Here is a 17,314-nt window from a genome sequence, read left to right on the forward strand (position 1 = left end):
TGCGTCAGCGGTCGATCGGGTTGCTGCGTTCGGCGATGCGGTCGCGAACGGCTTTCAGTCCTGTCAGTTCCCATCGTCGCAGCGTGGTGTCGTATCCGCCGGAAAACAGAAAGTTGCCGGTCGATGCCAAGGCGGCGATCGACCCGGTGTGTCCGCTCAGTTTTTCAACCGTCTTTCCGCTCGACGCGTTGACGATCCAGGTCACGTTGTTGCTGCCGGCGACGGCCAGATGCTGGTCATCCAGGATGCAGACCGAAAACAGTTTTCCGGTGGTCACGTTGATGCGGCGGACCGGTTGTTTGATCTCGGTATCGAACATTGTGACGCAGCCGTCTTCGCCGACGCTGACGACCACCGGTGATGCGTCGTTGAATCTCAGGTCGTGGATTCGCCCGGTGTGGATCTGGTAGTCGCCCAGAAGCGCACTTGTGTTGCGGTCAAACAGATGCAGGTCACCGCTGCGGCCGGCAACCGCCAATAATTTCCCATCGTCGCGATAATCGACCGAGCGAAGGTCCGTGCAATCACACGTCGCTTGGGGTTGATCTTCCCGTTTCGTCCGCCCGATCAGATAAACTTTGTTTTCGAACCCGACCGCCGCCAATTCCTGGCCGTCCGGCGAGAACCGGACACAGGCCAGGGCGGGGGTTCCCGACATCCGCTGTACAATGCGATACGCGGAGTTTCGATCCCAAAGAATAAGTTGCCCGTCGTTACCGGCGGAGACGAGCCGGTTGCCCGCCCGGTCGAAGTCCAACGTCTGGATCAAGTCCGTGTGCCCCTGGAGTGTCGCGACCAATTTCAATCGACTCGCATCGTAGATCCGAATGGCATGGTCATCTCCGGCGACCGCGACCACTTCGCCACGGGGATCCGTTGCGATCGCTTGAACGATCGTGGTGGGAAAATCCGGACTGATCGGTTGCAACTGGACGATCTGGCTGTCATTGATTTGCACCATCCGCTCGACGGCCGGCTGAACCGACAGCTTGCCCTTGGCGACACGCTCCGGTTCGCTCGCCCGGCAAGTCAGACTGAAACGCTGCCCGGCAAGCGCTGCAAACGCCGCCGACGCGGTTAGGAACGACCGACGCGATCGCTCGCAGGCGACCCCCAGGTCCTCTGTTCGTTCTGACATCAAGAATTACTCCCGCGATTGTCGCCGATGGTCCTTCGGCCCATTAGGGTTTTGGTTCCTACACTTGCAGGCAGCTCAACCTCAACACTCAAACTCTGCGCAGCCCGATTCTTTTCTGTCATCGGCCATCCGACGCGTCACTCATGACCGGATCAATCGGAATCTCGAAAACCCCTTGCTAGCATTGCCGCCAGGGACCGCAAATCTGCGTGGCGGGTTTAAATCCGGCTTTCTCCAGAGCGACAGGACTTGCTACAACCGCCAGCTGCCGCAGGTTTTGACGCGGCTCTTGTCAAACGGATTGACCAATCAATGACTCCAAGGATGGTGCCGCTGGCCATGGGAAAGACGTACCAACACAACAGGAAGGACGACGACGGGATCGGTTTTCGCGACCATCGCCCCACATTTCGATGGTTTGGTGCGGCGATCATCGGCTGCCTGATCAGCGCGCCGGTCACCCTCGGGCAACCGGCCGGAGCCCAGCAGGCCGCCGGCGGTGGAGCCCAAGCGGCCGCGCCGGCGCAACACCCCTTCCCTCCGCTGACCCCGCAACAACAAGCACAACTGGACCAAGTACTGAAGGCGTGGGAAACGCAGAGCCAAGGCACCAACACCCTGGAATGCAAGTTCGAACGCTGGCACTTTGATCTGATGGCGGCTCCCGCGGGGGTCCACGCGCACAAGGCCGAGGGTGAAATCAAGTACGCGAACCCTGACAAGGGCCTGTTCCGCGTTGACAGCATGATGTTTTACAAGGGCATGCAAAACGGAAAGCCCCAATACGGCCCGAACCCCAACAAGTTCGGTGAGTATTGGGTCTGCAACGGCGTGGAGTTGATCGAATATGATCGCGGTGAAAAGAAATGCAATGTGCAGACACTGCCACCGAACATGCAGGGCCAACAGATCTTCAACAGCCCGTTGCCGTTCGTCTTCAACTTGGACGCGCAAAAGATCAAGCAGCGTTACTGGGTGACGCTGAAACCATCACCAAAACCCAACACGTTTCTGATCCAGGCGTGGCCCAAGCTGCAAGAAGACCGCGCCCAGTACAAGATGGTGCAAGTCGTCTTGAGTGCGGCCTTTGAGCCCGAGGTGTTGATCATGTACGCACCAAACTTTCATGAGAAGTTGGCGCCACAGTGGGACCACTATGAGTTCAAAGACGTCAAGCGAAACGCGATCGGCGCGGGGCTGCAGCAGTTCATGGGGAACTTCATTCCCAAGAAGCCGCCGTCCAACTGGGAGATTACGCGGCAGAACTTCATGCCCCCTCAAATCGCCCAAGGCCAACCGGGCGCCCCTGCAGCGCCGCAGCGCTAGGCTTACGCGCACCGGACGATACTGCGCCGGCCCTCCGGGCTTCCATGAATAACAGGCCCCTATCCCGGCGGCTCACGCCGCCGGCAAGCACTCTGCCGGCCCTCCGGGCCTCCCCGCCCGGCATAGGCGACCGTCGCGCCAGCCTTCTCCTGCGCCGCTGACTGTGGCTTACACAACAGCCTGCGGCATGCCCAAGCCCGAAGGGCTGACACAGTGTCTGCCGGTGGCGTGAGCCCTCGGATCTGGGGCAACTTGGAGCGCGCAGGCCTGGAAGGCCGACACAGTCATGCGGGCAACGGGGATTACTCTGCCGGCCCTCCGGGCCTCCATAAATAATAGGCCCCTACCCCGGCGGCTCACGCCGCCGGCAAGCACTCTGCCGGCCCTCCGGGCCTCGTGCCCGCACAAGGCCTGCAGTCGCCCAACTCGCATGCTGCGAATTCAAAATCCTTGCCAGCGCGTTCTCATTGCCCTAGGATCCAGCCCTCTCGCCTCTTCTTCTCTTCTACAGCCTGTTCGAGAGGGCATTCAATGAGCCATCACCAACTGCTCTATCACATCGTTTTCAGCGTGAAGGAACGGCGCCGGTATCTCAGCGACAAGATTCGAGACGACGTGTTTTCTTACATGTCTGGTGTTGCCAAGAACCTCGGCGGGAACGCATTGAATATCAATGGCTTCTATGATCACGCGCACCTGCTCGCTCGGATTCCAACAAAAGTCTGTGTCGCGGACTTTGTCGGTCGCGTTAAGTCCAACACAAGCAAACATATCAACGACAACAAGTGGTGCACGAGGAAATTTCAGTGGCAAGACGGCTATGGAGCATTCACCGTCAGCTCATCGATGCGACAGGCTGTTTTTGACTACATCGACAAACAAATGCAACACCATGCAAGGCGTAACTTCGAAGACGAATACCTCTCCATGCTGAAGAATCATGGCATTGAATATGACCCACGCTATGTCTTTGACTGAATGCGCCCTGTTGCGTTCACCAGCAACTTCAGCATGCCCAAGCCCGAAGGGCTGACACAGTGTCTGCCGGTGGCGTGAGCCCTCGTTGTTATACACAATTCATTCCCCTGATCTGGTTGCATTTGGACCAAAGCTTCGCCAACAACTACTGATGTCGTAGAGTCGTTCCATGCCGCGCATGACCGTATCGGTGCCAGGCTCGTCATGTCGTGGTCGGTCGATGTAGCCGCCAAGCCGAGCGATCATGCGGACGATCTCCTTCAACGTCGGTGGTTTCTTTGGCGGATCTTCCCCGGTGACGATCTTGTATACCGGCTGCCATTCGTCGGCTACGAATACTGCTTCACAGCTGACGTCTGGACATTCGCGACCGATCCGCACGCTGTAGAACGTTCGCCACGCCAAGATCATCGAAACAGCGAGACAACGCTCGAATCGTTCGATCTTTTCAAACCGCTTTGCTTCGATGCGAGTGCCTGATTTGAGAGTTCGGAAGAATACTTCGATCAACCAGCGAATGCAGTAGTAAGACAACACCAGCTCAATCTCTTCCTTGTTCGAAATCGGCATATTGGTCAGCAACAGCCAACTGATAGGCGTATCCCCTTCAGGCGGATCGATCTCGTGAGCCCAAATCGCGTTGACTTTCGTGGGCCGTAGGTGTCGATCGGGCCGATAGGGGTTCTTCAGTGTCAGCGTCGTTGCACGCACCTCGAGTTCGCATTGGCGTGCCTCTCGCGGTTGATTGCGTGCTCGTTTGTCACAGGCTAACTTGGGTTGGTGCGAACGAATCGTTATCGCTTTGGTGTAGCGTACTTTGCTCGCGGCGAGTTTTTCATGCAGATTTCCTGATGGCCGACCGTGCTGATCAACGATCGAACGGTCATAGCAACTGCGAATAATCCACCAAAAGTTCTTTGGAGAATCGGAATTACACTCGATGACTTCAAAGATGTCCGCTTCGCTGTCAGCCACGCAGACAACTTGCGTTTCGGGGTGCTCGCTAGCGATTAACTGTGCTTCGCGGTGGTTTTCAAGCCATCGCAGAGACTCCTTCTCTTCAATCGGCACTTTCTTTCGATCATCGGCTTTTGACGGACCTTCCTCGCGAGTCCAAAGTTCCGCTGCAACGGTTCCTAAGGGCGTGCCGGTGGGAGTGAACGCCATCAGCGGGTGAAGCAACTCGCCGTAGCGTGAACTGCCATCTAGCGGACCGGCCCCTTCTACTTGCGTGTTAGGTTTCGTCAAATCCAGTTCCGTCGTATCGTGAGCCAAGATGACAACTTCTTGCTCAGCAAGACGCTTATAGCAGGCATCTATATGGGGCGCTAAAATGTCCTCAAAGCAGATCGCATCGTTATCAAAAAGTCGGTAGGCTGCCGTTGTTTCGTTGTGTCCTGCGCCGACTGCAGCAGGAATGCTCTTGCTCGGCAAACCAGCCATGGCGGAGAGCACTTCGGCAAGTCGTTCATTTCGTCTCTTGTCGCCAAGATCCACCGTTTCTAATTCGTCAATCACCCATTGGCTCACCATCGCAAACACTCCGTTGCTACCTGTCGTGCACCTGAACTCCCTGTGAGCAACAGTTTGAGCGATTTCGCGAATCAATACATCATCAAAAATTTGTGTATAACAACGAGGGTGTGAGCCACCGGAAAAGAGGCACCTTGGAGCGCGCAGGCCTGGAAGGCCGACACAATCATGCGGGCAACGGGGATTACTGTGCCGGCCCTCCGGGCCTCAATAAGTAAAAGGCCCGCTCCCCGGCGGCTCACGTCGCCGGCAATCACTCTGCCGGCCCTCCGGGCCTCCATGAATAACAGGCCCCTATCCCGGCGGCTCACGCCGCCGGCAAGCACTCTGCCGGCCCTCCGGGCCTCCATGAATAACAGGCCCCTATCCCGGCGGCTCACGCCGCCGGCAATCACTCTGCCGGCCCTCCGGGCCTCCATAAATAACAGGCCCCTACCCCGGCGGCTCACGCCGCCGGCAAACACTCTGCCGGCCCTCCGGGCCTCCATAAATAACAGGCCCCTACCCCGGCGGCTCACGCCGCCGGCAAACACTCTGCCGGCCCTCCGGGCCTCATGCCCAACGGCGACCGTCGCGCCAGCCTTCTCCTGCGCCGCTGACTGTGGCTTACACAACTGGCTACAGCATGCCCAAGCCCGAAGGGCTGACACAGTGTCTGCCGGTGGCGTGAGCCCTCGTTGTTATACACAAATTTTTGATGATGTATTGATTCGCGAAATCGCTCAAACTGTTGCTCACAGGGAGTTCAGGTGCACGACAGGTAGCAACGGAGTGTTTGCGATGGTGAGCCAATGGGTGATTGACGAATTAGAAACGGTGGATCTTGGCGACAAGAGACGAAATGAACGACTTGCCGAAGTGCTCTCCGCCATGGCTGGTTTGCCGAGCAAGAGCATTCCTGCTGCAGTCGGCGCAGGACACAACGAAACAACGGCAGCCTACCGACTTTTTGATAACGATGCGATCTGCTTTGAGGACATTTTAGCGCCCCATATAGATGCCTGCTATAAGCGTCTTGCTGAGCAAGAAGTTGTCATCTTGGCTCACGATACGACGGAACTGGATTTGACGAAACCTAACACGCAAGTAGAAGGGGCCGGTCCGCTAGATGGCAGTTCACGCTACGGCGAGTTGCTTCACCCGCTGATGGCGTTCACTCCCACCGGCACGCCCTTAGGAACCGTTGCAGCGGAACTTTGGACTCGCGAGGAAGGTCCGTCAAAAGCCGATGATCGAAAGAAAGTGCCGATTGAAGAGAAGGAGTCTCTGCGATGGCTTGAAAACCACCGCGAAGCACAGTTAATCGCTAGCGAGCACCCCGAAACGCAAGTTGTCTGCGTGGCTGACAGCGAAGCGGACATCTTTGAAGTCATCGAGTGTAATTCCGATTCTCCAAAGAACTTTTGGTGGATTATTCGCAGTTGCTATGACCGTTCGATCGTTGATCAGCACGGTCGGCCATCAGGAAATCTGCATGAAAAACTCGCCGCGAGCAAAGTACGCTACACCAAAGCGATAACGATTCGTTCGCACCAACCCAAGTTAGCCTGTGACAAACGAGCACGCAATCAACCGCGAGAGGCACGCCAATGCGAACTCGAGGTGCGTGCAACGACGCTGACACTGAAGAACCCCTATCGGCCCGATCGACACCTACGGCCCACGAAAGTCAACGCGATTTGGGCTCACGAGATCGATCCGCCTGAAGGGGATACGCCTATCAGTTGGCTGTTGCTGACCAATATGCCGATTTCGAACAAGGAAGAGATTGAGCTGGTGTTGTCTTACTACTGCATTCGCTGGTTGATCGAAGTATTCTTCCGAACTCTCAAATCAGGCACTCGCATCGAAGCAAAGCGGTTTGAAAAGATCGAACGATTCGAGCGTTGTCTCGCTGTTTCGATGATCTTGGCGTGGCGAACGTTCTACAGCGTGCGGATCGGTCGCGAATGTCCAGACGTCAGCTGTGAAGCAGTATTCGTAGCCGACGAATGGCAGCCGGTATACAAGATCGTCACCGGGGAAGATCCGCCAAAGAAACCACCGACGTTGAAGGAGATCGTCCGCATGATCGCTCGGCTTGGCGGCTACATCGACCGACCACGACATGACGAGCCTGGCACCGATACGGTCATGCGCGGCATGGAACGACTCTACGACATCAGTAGTTGTTGGCGAAGCTTTGGTCCAAATGCAACCAGATCAGGGGAATGAATTGTGTATAACAACGAGGGCGTGAGCCACCGGATCCGGGGCAACTTGAAGCGCGCAGGCCTGGAAGGCCGACACAGTCATGCGGGCAACGGCGATTACGGCCCTATGCCGCTTCCCCTTCGCTGATTTCGCCGTTGTCGCTGACGTCTTCGAATCGGATCGAGACGCGTTTGCTGACGCCCGACTCTTGCATCGTGACGCCGTACAGCGTGGTTGCCGCCGTCATGGTCTTCTTGCTGTGGGTGACCACGACGAATTTACTGTGATCCAGGAATTCGTTCAGCACGGTGACGAAGCGACCGATGTTCGCTTCGTCAAACGGGGCATCGACTTCGTCCAAGACACAGAACGGACTGGGACGGAACTGGAAAATCGACATCAACAAAGCGACCGCCGTCAACGCTTTTTCACCACCGGACAGCAGTGAGTTGCTGAAGCTGGGTTTGCCCGGAGGCGTCGCGACGATTTCGACGCCGGCTTCGAGCGGATCTTCGGACTCCTCCAACACCAAGTCGGCGTGTCCGCCGCCGAAGGATTTTCGATACAGCTTTTGAAAGTTCTGGCGGATCGCTTCGAGTGTGTCCAGGAACAGTCGGCGGCTGTCGGCATTGATGCGTCCGATGATCCGCTGCAGCGAGTCCTTGGCCGCGGACAGGTCTTCGTATTGCCCGCTCAAATGATCATAGCGTTCTTGCAGCCCTTCTAATTCCGCGAGCGCTTCCATGTTGACGTTGCTTGTGCGTTGCAACTGATCGCGCAGCCGGTTGATTTCGTCGTCGATTGCGACGCGGTTTTCGATTTCCGCGAGCTCTTCGGGTGGATCGTCGTTTTCCAAGTCGATCTGATAATCCTCTTGGATCCGTTCGGCCAGTGAGACCAAACGCAACTTCGCGGCGTCCCGGCGACTGGTGATCGCGTGGACTTCTTCGCTGGCCTTGGCCGCACCCTTGATCGCTTCGTCGCTGGCTTGCGTGATCTCGCGACTCGCTTCACGAACGGCTTCGGCACTGGCGGCCAACTCCCGAAGCTCCTTCTCCTGACGATCACTCTGGACAGTCAGCGCCGCCAGTTCCTCCAGCGTTTGCTCGATCCGCTGATTCAATTCGGCCAAGCGGGCGTATCCGGCATCGGCAGCCGCCTGGGCTTCACCGACCGCCGACTCGCGCTGCACTTGGTCACGGCGCTGCTGCTCGATCGTCGCAACAAGCGCCTCGTGCTTCTGTTCGGCGCGGGCCACTTCGACGGAAACGGTCATCACGGCACCGATCGCAGACTGCAGAGCCTGTTGAGTCTCCGAGAGCGTTTCTTCGATTTCGGCGGCTTCGCTTTCTAACTGCTCGACGATTTGTCGGTTGTCGATGATCTCTTGGGCCAGCTGTTCCGAGTCCGACTTCGCCTGAGCTTGTTCGGCTTGGGTCGACTGGACTTCTAACGCGATCGCGTCATGCGTCGCCCGGGTCGCCGCCAGACGCTCGCCCGCGTGCCGCCGTTCGGCTTCCGCCGCGGCCAGCTCGGTGACCAGGTTGCGATGTGCGATCTCCAAACGTCCAAGCTCGCTCGCGTGCGTGTCGACCAGCTTCGCCAGTTCCGTGATCGCCTCGTCGTTTTCAAAGATCTTGAACGTGTAGTGTTCGATCTCTTCGGCCGCAGCGTTCAGCTCGCTGCGTCGACTGACCAGTCCGGTCGCCGATGCCGCCGGACCGACCACCATCGTGCCATCGCTTTCAAGAACTTCGCCCTTGCGGGTCACGATCCGCTGCCCGGGGCCGCTGAACTTTTTGACCGTTCGCGCGGTCTGGAGGTCCTCGACCAACCAAGTCGACGAAAGCAAGTGACTGATCAACTTGACCTGCTCGGGCTCGCAATCGATCACGCGGTCCGCGCGACCGATCACCCCCTGCAACCCTTCCAGCTGGATGCGGTTTTCTTTCGGCGGTTCAGGCAACAGGTCGCTGCGAATGATCCCCACGCGACCGTCGGCCTGGACGGTGCCGTTACAAATTGCGTCGGCCAAGTCACCCGACCGGGCGACCAAATACTGCGATCGCTCGCCGAGGGCGGCGTCGATCATTGGGGCGATGTCGGTGTTGGCGGTCACCAGATCCGCGACCATGCCCTCGACCGAATCGACCAACGGATGACCAGGCGCCGAGACCTGATCCAACACACCCAGCACGCCGCCGGAGACACCCTCGTGTCGTTGCTGCAGATCCTCGAGTACCAAATACCGCTGCCGCACGCCTTCCAAGCGGGTCCGCAAGGCCGCCGTCTCGCCGCTGCGACGGTCCAGGTTGCGGCGGTGTTCATTGGTTTTGATTTCTGCCGCGCGAACATCTGCCACCGCCGATTCGATCGTCCGCTTCAGCGACTCGACGCGTTTGGCCCACTCGGCGTCGTCCGACTGGGCGGTCTGCAGCGCCTCGGATGCTTCGGCGACCCGTTTGGTCAGATTGACCAACAAGCGACCGTATTCCGACAGCCGGGATTGAATCCGCTCGCGACGTGATTCCAACTCGGCGACTTTGCGCAACGCCGCCAAATGGTTCCGCTGAGTCGTGTCGCGGAGCTGGACGATTCCATCGGTTTCCGCTTGGATCTTGTCACGCTGCGATTCAACTTCCGCGCTCCGCTGACGCACCGATTCCAACTCTTGCTCGCTGGCCGCCACGCGGGCCGATGCATCGGCAAGCTCCGCTGCCGCCTTCTCGGCCTGGGATCGCAGTCCACGGACTCGGCGCAACGATTGGGAAATCGAAAACCGCACGTCGGTCACCGACGATTGATCGGCATCCTTGCGGCCTTCCAGCGTCGCGATCCGCCCCAACGATTCACGCCGCTCGGCTTCGAGCCCCTGGGCGGAATCGGCGATCTTCTGTAGCTGAAGATCAGCTGCCTGGCGACGCGTCGAGAGCTCCTCGCGCTCGGCTTGCAGCTTCTTTAACTGTTCGCTGGCGACCTCCAACTCGGCGTCACACTTGTCGACCTCTTCGTGCAAGTTCGTCCAGTCGTTCCAGGCCACAACGGTCCGCAACTCTTTCAGTCGCTCGCTTGCCTGGCGATAGCGTTCGGCTTTGGTCGCTTGGCTGCGGACGCTTCGCAATCGCGTTCCGACCTCCTCGACGATATCGCTCAGTCGGGTCAGATTAGATTGGACGCGAGCCAGCCGCCGCTCGGCCTCCAGCTTCTTTGCTTTGAACCGGCTGATCCCCGCTGCCTCCTCGAAGATCGCGCGGCGATCCTTCGCGTTGGCCTGCAACATCCGATCGACCTTGCCCTGCTCGATCAAACTGTACGCGTCGATGCCGATTCCCGTGCCGCGGATCAGATCCCGGACGTCCTTCAGCCGCACCGATTGCTTGTTGATCAGGTACTCGCTTTCGCCGCTGCGGTACACGCGGCGGGTCACATGGACTTCCGGGGCGTCGACCGGCAGATTGCCGTCGGCGTTGTCGAACACGATGGTGGCCTCCGCTGCACCCGCCGCCGGGCGGGTCTGCGACCCCTTGAAGATCACATCCGACATCTCCTTACCGCGGAGACTTTTAGCGCTTTGGGACCCCAGCACCCACTTCATCGCGTCGACGATATTCGACTTTCCACTGCCGTTGGGGCCGACGACCACCGTGATCCCGTCGGGAAAATCAAAGCGCGTACGATCCGCAAAGCTTTTGAAGCCGGCGAGTTCGAGAGCTTTGAGCATACGCGGTCAGGGCAAGAAAGTCCGGGGGAATCGACTCCTTAAGAGTAGATAAAACCGGTCCGCGGGGATAGCTGGTTTGCCGCCAAACCACGTGATCGGCGGCCCACACAGGTGGAATTCGGCTTGCGATTTCGCCGACTTTTTCGGTAACCCCGGTTCTTCCGATTATACCGGCCGACATGCAAATCCGATCCCCCGAACCCGAACCGAGCCGAGGCCTGGACAGACGGCCAGGGGGGAGCGCTGCGCACTGCGGGGCCGAAAATGGCGTCGCGACGCCCGCCAGAGCATGGAAAGCGTTAGGGATCGACCTTCTGGCGACGTTAGCGATGGTCGTGCGGCGATTCACAATCCATCTAAATCGGGGTGAAACCGTCCAGCCAACCAGTCCTCCCCCAGGAAGGGTCGAGCACGGCGGAGGGAAGGCTCACGCGACAGCCGCTTCGCGGTTGCTCGCCCTGACGTTCATCCTCGCGTCAATTTTGGTTCTATACGCCCCCCTCGCTACCGCCGCCCCCGCCGAACCGACGCTCCAGCAGGCCCGCGAGGCGCGCGACGGCGGCAGGTATTCGGAGGCGGCCGAACTGCTGATTCAGCTCGACGGTCAGTCGGATGCGGATCTGTCCGTCGATTTTGTGCTATTGGCACGCGCGGCCCAGGGACAGTTGGATTCCGATCAACTCGACGATCTTTATTTGAAAGCAATCCAATCGCTCGCGGAACACGCCCCGACGCCCGAATCGGTCAACCGGCGTCTGCTGGTTCGAACGTCGGCGGCCAGTCATTTCGCGGCCGGAAAACAGGACGAATTGGTGGCGACGACGCTGCTGCCTGCCTTCGACGAATTGAATCACGGCGCGTCCCCGCTGCCGGCGAGTCATCTGCAGCCGCTGATCCAGCTGGCGATGCGAACGGCCTGGCAGGCACTGACGCAGCAACGGCCGGCCGACGCCGAAGCGTTGTACCGCAAGCTGGTCGACCACTTTCGGCAAGCCAACGGCGATACGGTCGACACGGACCGGGCCTTGGCGATGCTGGGTCTGGGCTGGGCGACCGCGATGCAGCCCGACCGGACGGCCGAGGCGGCGAGACGTTTGAAACAGTTTCTCGACGCGTATCCCACGCATCCCGACGCAGCGAGCGCCGCAGGGATGCGAATCACGTGCCTGCAGCGGGGCGATGACGCCGGACAAGTCGAACTCGCGATCGCGGATTTTCTTTCGCGTTGGCCGCGGAGCCGTCGCGCCGATGAGCTGGTGTTGGAGACACTCCCCTCGAATCCACCCGACCGGACGTCGCCGCTGTGGGACATTCTCATTCACTGGGTGGTCCGGCAGGGTCAGCCGGGGCAATGGTCCGCCGAACTGGTCGGCCGGGCGTTACTCTTTGCCGGCCCCTCACTGCCGCCGCCACGATTCGATGAGCTTTTGAAACGACTGGCTGCGGCGGACGAAACGGGGCAGCGAGTGGCAGTCTTGTTGCACGACGCGGTCGAAGAGGGAAACGCGGGTTTTGCCGAACAGATCGCGGCGACGTTGATTTCCGGAGACCTCACGCAAGCGAGCAAGATGGCACGCGAGTCGGCGTGCCGCTGGGCTGGCAGAACCGGCCGCTGGTCGATGCTGGCGTTGGCTGCAGAATCGACGGACCTGGAAGTGGAGGACGAACGCAGAACGGCGCACGTCGACCGGCTGTTTGCCGAAGCGTTAACGCAAACCGGCCGATCCCTCAGGGCAGCCCGATGGTGGGCCTATGTCGTCGACCATCATGCCGCGACCGACTTCGCGACGCTGCTTCGCTGTGCCGAATCGGCGGTCGCGCACGCGGACGTCGCCCAAGCGGTGCGCCGACTGGACCGCGTCCGAGTCGCCTTGGAGGGAGCCGAAGCAGACGCTGCAGGAATTCAAACCGCGCTGGTGGATTTGTTGGCGGCCGATCTGGCGGTCCGGCAAGTCGACTTCGCAACCGCCCGATCGCTGTATGAAAAAGTCGTCCGCAGCGCAGACGCCACACCGGCTTTGCGTGGGCGTGCCCAGTGGATGATCGGAGAAACCCACTTGATGCAGCGCCAGTTGACCGAAGCGATCGAGAACTACCGCAAGGTCGAAGGGCTTGATCCCGGAGGCCCCTATGTTGCCGCGTCGCTGGTTCAAGCCGGCAAGTCGTTTGAGCAATTGGGGCTGACACGCGAGGCCGGAGATTGCTACTCAGCACTGCTGGGCCGTTTCGCCGACAGTTCGTACGCGACCGAAGCACGCCGCCGGATGGCCGTTTTGCCAGGGGTGCGTCGGTCATCGGGCAAACGATCACCAAGCGGCCGCCCCCCCGTCGGCTCCCCTTCCGACGATGCGTCTTTCGATTCCCCAATTTTGCGACGCTGAACCACGCCAACCGATGACAGATTCTGCAAGCCGCCAACGATCGCCCCGAAAGCAGCGTTCCACCGTTCAACTTCGCCCGCCACGACAACCGCGACGACTGGCCGGGTTGATTTCTCACGTGTTGCCCGTGGCCGTTTTGGCGATCGGCGTGTTGTGGTGGATGTCCACCATCAGTACCGCCCAAGCTCAGGTCGCCCAGCCGCAATTCTCGGCCGGCCAGATTCCGGCCAGCCAGTACGGCGGGCAATTTCAAAATGGCCGATATGGCAACCAACCCCAATACTCAGCGACACCGGGACAACCTGCGTTTCGCACCGCGATGCAACCGGGAACAGGCCAAGGTCAGGCGTCGGCGCTGCAGGGCGGCATCCCGGCCGTCCCCGCCACGGGGCCGGCGACGGAACAGATCGGGGCCGAGGGTAGCGCCGAGGACGACGCCGAAGCCGGCTGGTTTCAAACGCCCGCGTTGATCGGCAAGGTCATGTCGGGCGGATGGCTGATGATGCCGCTGGCGATCTGTTCGCTGGTCGTGTTGTCGCTGTCGTTTGAACGTCTGGTTGCACTTCGGCGTGGACGCGTGATCCCCCGCCCGTTCGTGCAGCGGTTCACCGAATGCGTTGAAGACGGCGTGCTCAGCTATGACGAAGCGACCGAATTGTGCAAAGAGTTTGACTGTCCGGTCAGCGAAGTCTTTCGAGCGGCACTGCGCCGTTGGGGACGCCCGATGTTCGAAATCGAACAAGCGGTGCTGGACGCGGGCGACCGCGTGTCCGATGGCTTGCGGAAATACCTACGCGTCTTTCACGCGATCAGCAACGTCGCGCCATTAATCGGGTTGCTGGGAACCGTGATCGGAATGATCGACGCCTTTGAAGTGATCAGTGACCAGAGTTCGATCGGACGCCCGGAGACCTTGGCCAGCGGAATCAGCATGGCATTGATGACCACCGCCGGCGGACTCGCCGTCGCCATCCCGGCCTACCTGGCTTACATGTATTTCAGCAGCAAATCGGATCGCTACCTGGGCGAGATCGAACGGCTGTGCCAACGCGTGATTGATTGCATTTCCGCCGAAGGACTCGAAGAAAACGGCGGAGCGACGCGAAACAAACGACGTAAAGCAGCCTGAGGTGTGGGACAGGCGTCCGGACGGTCACCTCCCCATCATTCTGCATTGCTATCTCCATCGTTCTGCCCCGAATCATTCTGCCTTCCCTCACATGCAAATCTCCCCGACACGTGCCGCTCGCTAACGCGTCCCGCTAGCATTTCTGCCCCATCGTTTTGCCCCCATCGTTTTGCCCTCATCGTTTTGCCCCCATCGTTTTGCCCCCATCGTTTTGCCCCCTCCAACCGCCGCTCGCTAACGCGTCCCGCTGGCATCATCACCCCCTATCGACTCGCGACTCGACTCGCGCATTTCAACTCCCATGGCCAAACGCAATCGATCCAACGACGACGTGACGATCAACTTGACGCCGATGATCGACGTCGTGTTCTTGCTGGTCATCTTCTTCATGGTCGGCAGCAAATTCAGCGAATCGGAAAGCCGCATCGACGTCTCGGTCCCTTCGGTCGGGCCGATGCAAGCGATCTCGCGCGTCCCCGATGAACGTGTGGTCGAGTTGACCGCCGAAGGAAATGTGTTGCTGGACGGACAGGCCGTCACCAACGAGCAGCTCGCCGATGTCCTGGCGACCCAATTCGCCCAGTACCCGGATCTGAAGGTGGTCGTACGCGCCGACAGCGCGGGTTCACTGCAAGGCTTCGCGGAGACGATTCACACGGTCCGCCGCTCGGGTGTGGCTCAAATCGGGATCGCCGTCAAAGTGGATTCGGGCGGAAGCGGAGGGATGCTTCGTTGAACCTGATCGGTCAAATCACGGGGCTGTGGGACGATCCACGACTGATCTATGCCGTCGCGATTGTGGCGGTCATTCTGTTGGCGATCACAATTTGGTTGTTTCGCCGCGCCAAACGCGATGGACGTGCCGCAGGAACGATTTGCCTGGTCCTGTCGGTGGCGTTGCATGCAGTTCTGATTTACCTGGTGCCGTACCAGGCAAACGACAACGGCGGATCGGCGACGCACGAACTTGCTCCGGAGACGGACGGAGTGGAAGCGTTGACGTTTTCCACCTTCGATCCCGACTTGGCGGTCGACGACGCATCGGGCGACAGCGACAACCCGGCGATCGAACCGTTGCCGGTGGCGGAGCTTCAGGACTTGTTGGCCGAGCCTTTTGACACCCCGGTTTTGGAAGCACCCGCCACGGACGCCGACACGCCGTCCCCGGTCGAGTCGATTGTCGAAACGATGCCGGAGTCATTGGCGGTCCCGTCTCAAGTGGAATCCGTCGCGGCGATCGACGCGATCACTCAGGCCCTCGATGCGTCGCTTGATCAATTGCTGCAATCTCAATTGGAGGTCGCCGACAGTCTCGCCGCGGCCGAAGTCCCCGACGAAACCGACACACCCGCCGCTGCCCCTTCGGATCCCTCCGTTGCTGCCGAACCGACACAACGGACAGTCGCTACGGATTCGGCCAAACCGTCGACCGAACCGATTCGGCCATCCGAACCGGTTGAGCGCACCGCAAGCACACGTGCTGCAGCGGCGGTCGTCCCGGGATCCGAAGAAGCCGACTTTGCCAACCGAGTCGGTGCGGCCAAACAGATGGCCATTGCACAAACCGGCGGCGACGCACAGACCGAAGCGGCCGTGAAAGCCGCGCTTCGATTTCTGGCCGCGGCACAACGACGTGACGGCGCGTGGGATCCCCAAGCGTCCGGCGGCGGTGTCGATCGGATGCCGCTGGGCGAACGTCGGCCGGGCGCGGGCAGCAAGAGCACGACGGGGCTGACGGGGCTGTCGCTGCTGGCCATGATGGGTGCCGGCAACACGCACCTTTCCGGCGACTATGCCGAAAACGTCTATCGCGGGTTGGCGTATCTGATTCAACACCAACATCCCGACGGATCACTCAGCGGTGACGCGACGGTCTATGCGGCCAGTTATTGTCACTCGATGGCGGCGCTGGCACTTTGCGAAGCCGCGGTGATGACGCAGGACAAATCGGCGATCGAAGCCTCCCGTCGTGCGATCGCCCACACCGTCCGCATGCAGCACCCGGTCACCGGCGGCTGGCGCTACACGCGCGGCGATCCCGGCGACCTCAGCCAGCTCGGTTGGCAAGCAATGGTGCTGGACGGAGGCAAACGGGCGGGGATTGCGATCCAGCGGGAATCGGTCGCGGGAGTAGCACGATTCTTACGCAGCGTTCGCGCCGGCAATGGCGGATTGGCGTGCTATCGTCCCGGTGAAGCGGTCAGCCGAACGATGACCGCCGAAGCCTTGGCGACGCGTTTGCTGATCGGGGAAGACGTCCCGCAAATCGAGATTGATGAAGCGGAACATTATCTGCTGGAATCCCTGCCGGGGATGCGGCAAGACAACTATTACTACTGGTACTACGCCTCGCTGGCGCTCCATCAGCTACAAGATGCGGCCTGGGAGCGCTGGAACGCCGCACTGAAAAACCGCTTGTTGGCGACGCAGCGCGCCGACGGCAGCTGGTCGGCGGACACTGTCTGGGGCGGCTATGGAGGCACGGTGTACACGACGTCAATGGCCACGTTGTGTTTGGAATCCTACTACCGCCACGCCATCCGAAACGCCAACACCCGCATCGCGGGTCGGCCGGAGTAGGCCGCGTGGAATGCCAGCACGACGCGTAAGCGAGTGGCCCACGCTGGTAGCGGAGTGGGCTCACCCGCCGGTCGCTCACGCATCCTGTTGATTTAATTCGATCACACGTGGGATCAGCCGTTTCGCGCAAGCGTACGGGCCTCCAATACCAAGAAAATGCACGATCGCCCGTAGGCTCGCGCCAAACGGCTGATTAATTCAACAGGTCGTCACGCTTCCCGCTAGCAATACTGCCCCATCGTTTTGCCTTCTTCTTAGACTCCACCCCCACGCGCCGCTCGCTTACCGGTCTGTTGATTTAGTTCGATCAAACGTGGGATCAGTCGTTTCGCGCA

Annotated in this window: 10 protein-coding genes; 7 read left to right on the plus strand and 3 right to left on the minus strand. The window is 60.0% G+C overall.

The genetic code is table 11. The annotated features are described in order from the left end of the window. Positions 1 to 4 precede the first annotated feature (4 nt). Positions 5 to 1,138: a WD40 repeat domain-containing protein gene (locus Mal15_RS17585; RefSeq protein WP_147868964.1), complete on the minus strand. Its 1,134-nt coding sequence runs from the start codon at positions 1,136 to 1,138 to the stop codon at positions 5 to 7. Between the two features lie 312 nt (positions 1,139 to 1,450). Here Mal15_RS17585 and Mal15_RS17590 point away from each other — a divergent pair, with 312 nt between their 5' ends. Further along, positions 1,451 to 2,464, plus strand: a complete 1,014-nt coding sequence (locus Mal15_RS17590) for a TIGR03009 domain-containing protein (RefSeq protein WP_233902859.1) — start codon at positions 1,451 to 1,453, stop codon at positions 2,462 to 2,464. A gap of 531 nt (positions 2,465 to 2,995) precedes the next feature. Next, positions 2,996 to 3,442 carry an IS200/IS605 family transposase gene (tnpA, locus tag Mal15_RS17595; RefSeq protein WP_147868965.1) on the plus strand — a complete coding sequence of 149 codons (447 nt, stop codon included), beginning with the start codon at positions 2,996 to 2,998 and terminating at the stop codon, positions 3,440 to 3,442. Between the two features lie 99 nt (positions 3,443 to 3,541). Here tnpA and Mal15_RS17600 read toward each other — a convergent pair whose 3' ends face one another. Further along, positions 3,542 to 4,975, minus strand: a complete 1,434-nt coding sequence (locus Mal15_RS17600; protein ID WP_147866711.1) for an IS4 family transposase — start codon at positions 4,973 to 4,975, stop codon at positions 3,542 to 3,544. A gap of 780 nt (positions 4,976 to 5,755) precedes the next feature. Here Mal15_RS17600 and Mal15_RS17605 point away from each other — a divergent pair. Then, positions 5,756 to 7,189: an IS4 family transposase gene (locus Mal15_RS17605; RefSeq protein ID WP_147866711.1), complete on the plus strand. Its 1,434-nt coding sequence runs from the start codon at positions 5,756 to 5,758 to the stop codon at positions 7,187 to 7,189. A 103-nt stretch (positions 7,190 to 7,292) separates the two neighbouring features. Here the strand turns inward: Mal15_RS17605 and smc are convergent, their stop codons facing one another. Then, positions 7,293 to 10,889 (minus strand): chromosome segregation protein SMC, encoded by a 3,597-nt coding sequence (gene smc, locus Mal15_RS17610; RefSeq protein ID WP_147868967.1) that lies wholly within the window; start codon positions 10,887 to 10,889, stop codon positions 7,293 to 7,295. A gap of 482 nt (positions 10,890 to 11,371) precedes the next feature. On the opposite strand from smc, the gene Mal15_RS17615 reads away from it, so the two are divergent. From Mal15_RS17615 to Mal15_RS17630, 4 genes are all read left to right on the plus strand, one after another. After that, on the plus strand, positions 11,372 to 13,270 hold the full coding sequence (locus tag Mal15_RS17615; protein ID WP_147868968.1) for a tetratricopeptide repeat protein: 1,899 nt from the start codon (positions 11,372 to 11,374) through the stop codon (positions 13,268 to 13,270). Between the two features lie 13 nt (positions 13,271 to 13,283). Next, entirely contained in the window at positions 13,284 to 14,399 is a 1,116-nt protein-coding gene (locus Mal15_RS17620; RefSeq protein ID WP_147868969.1) for a MotA/TolQ/ExbB proton channel family protein, read from the plus strand. 301 nt (positions 14,400 to 14,700) lie between these two features. Further along, positions 14,701 to 15,135: an ExbD/TolR family protein gene (locus Mal15_RS17625; RefSeq protein ID WP_147868970.1), complete on the plus strand. Its 435-nt coding sequence runs from the start codon at positions 14,701 to 14,703 to the stop codon at positions 15,133 to 15,135. Then, the gene (locus Mal15_RS17630; protein WP_233902860.1) at positions 15,132 to 16,979 is read left to right on the plus strand and encodes a prenyltransferase/squalene oxidase repeat-containing protein; all 1,848 of its coding nucleotides are present in this window, start codon (positions 15,132 to 15,134) and stop codon (positions 16,977 to 16,979) included. Before Mal15_RS17625 ends, Mal15_RS17630 begins: the two co-directional genes overlap by 4 nt. Positions 16,980 to 17,314: the final 335 nt, after the last annotated feature.

Source organism: Stieleria maiorica (genome assembly GCF_008035925.1).
In the GTDB taxonomy this organism is placed as follows: Bacteria; Planctomycetota; Planctomycetia; order Pirellulales; family Pirellulaceae; genus Stieleria; species Stieleria maiorica.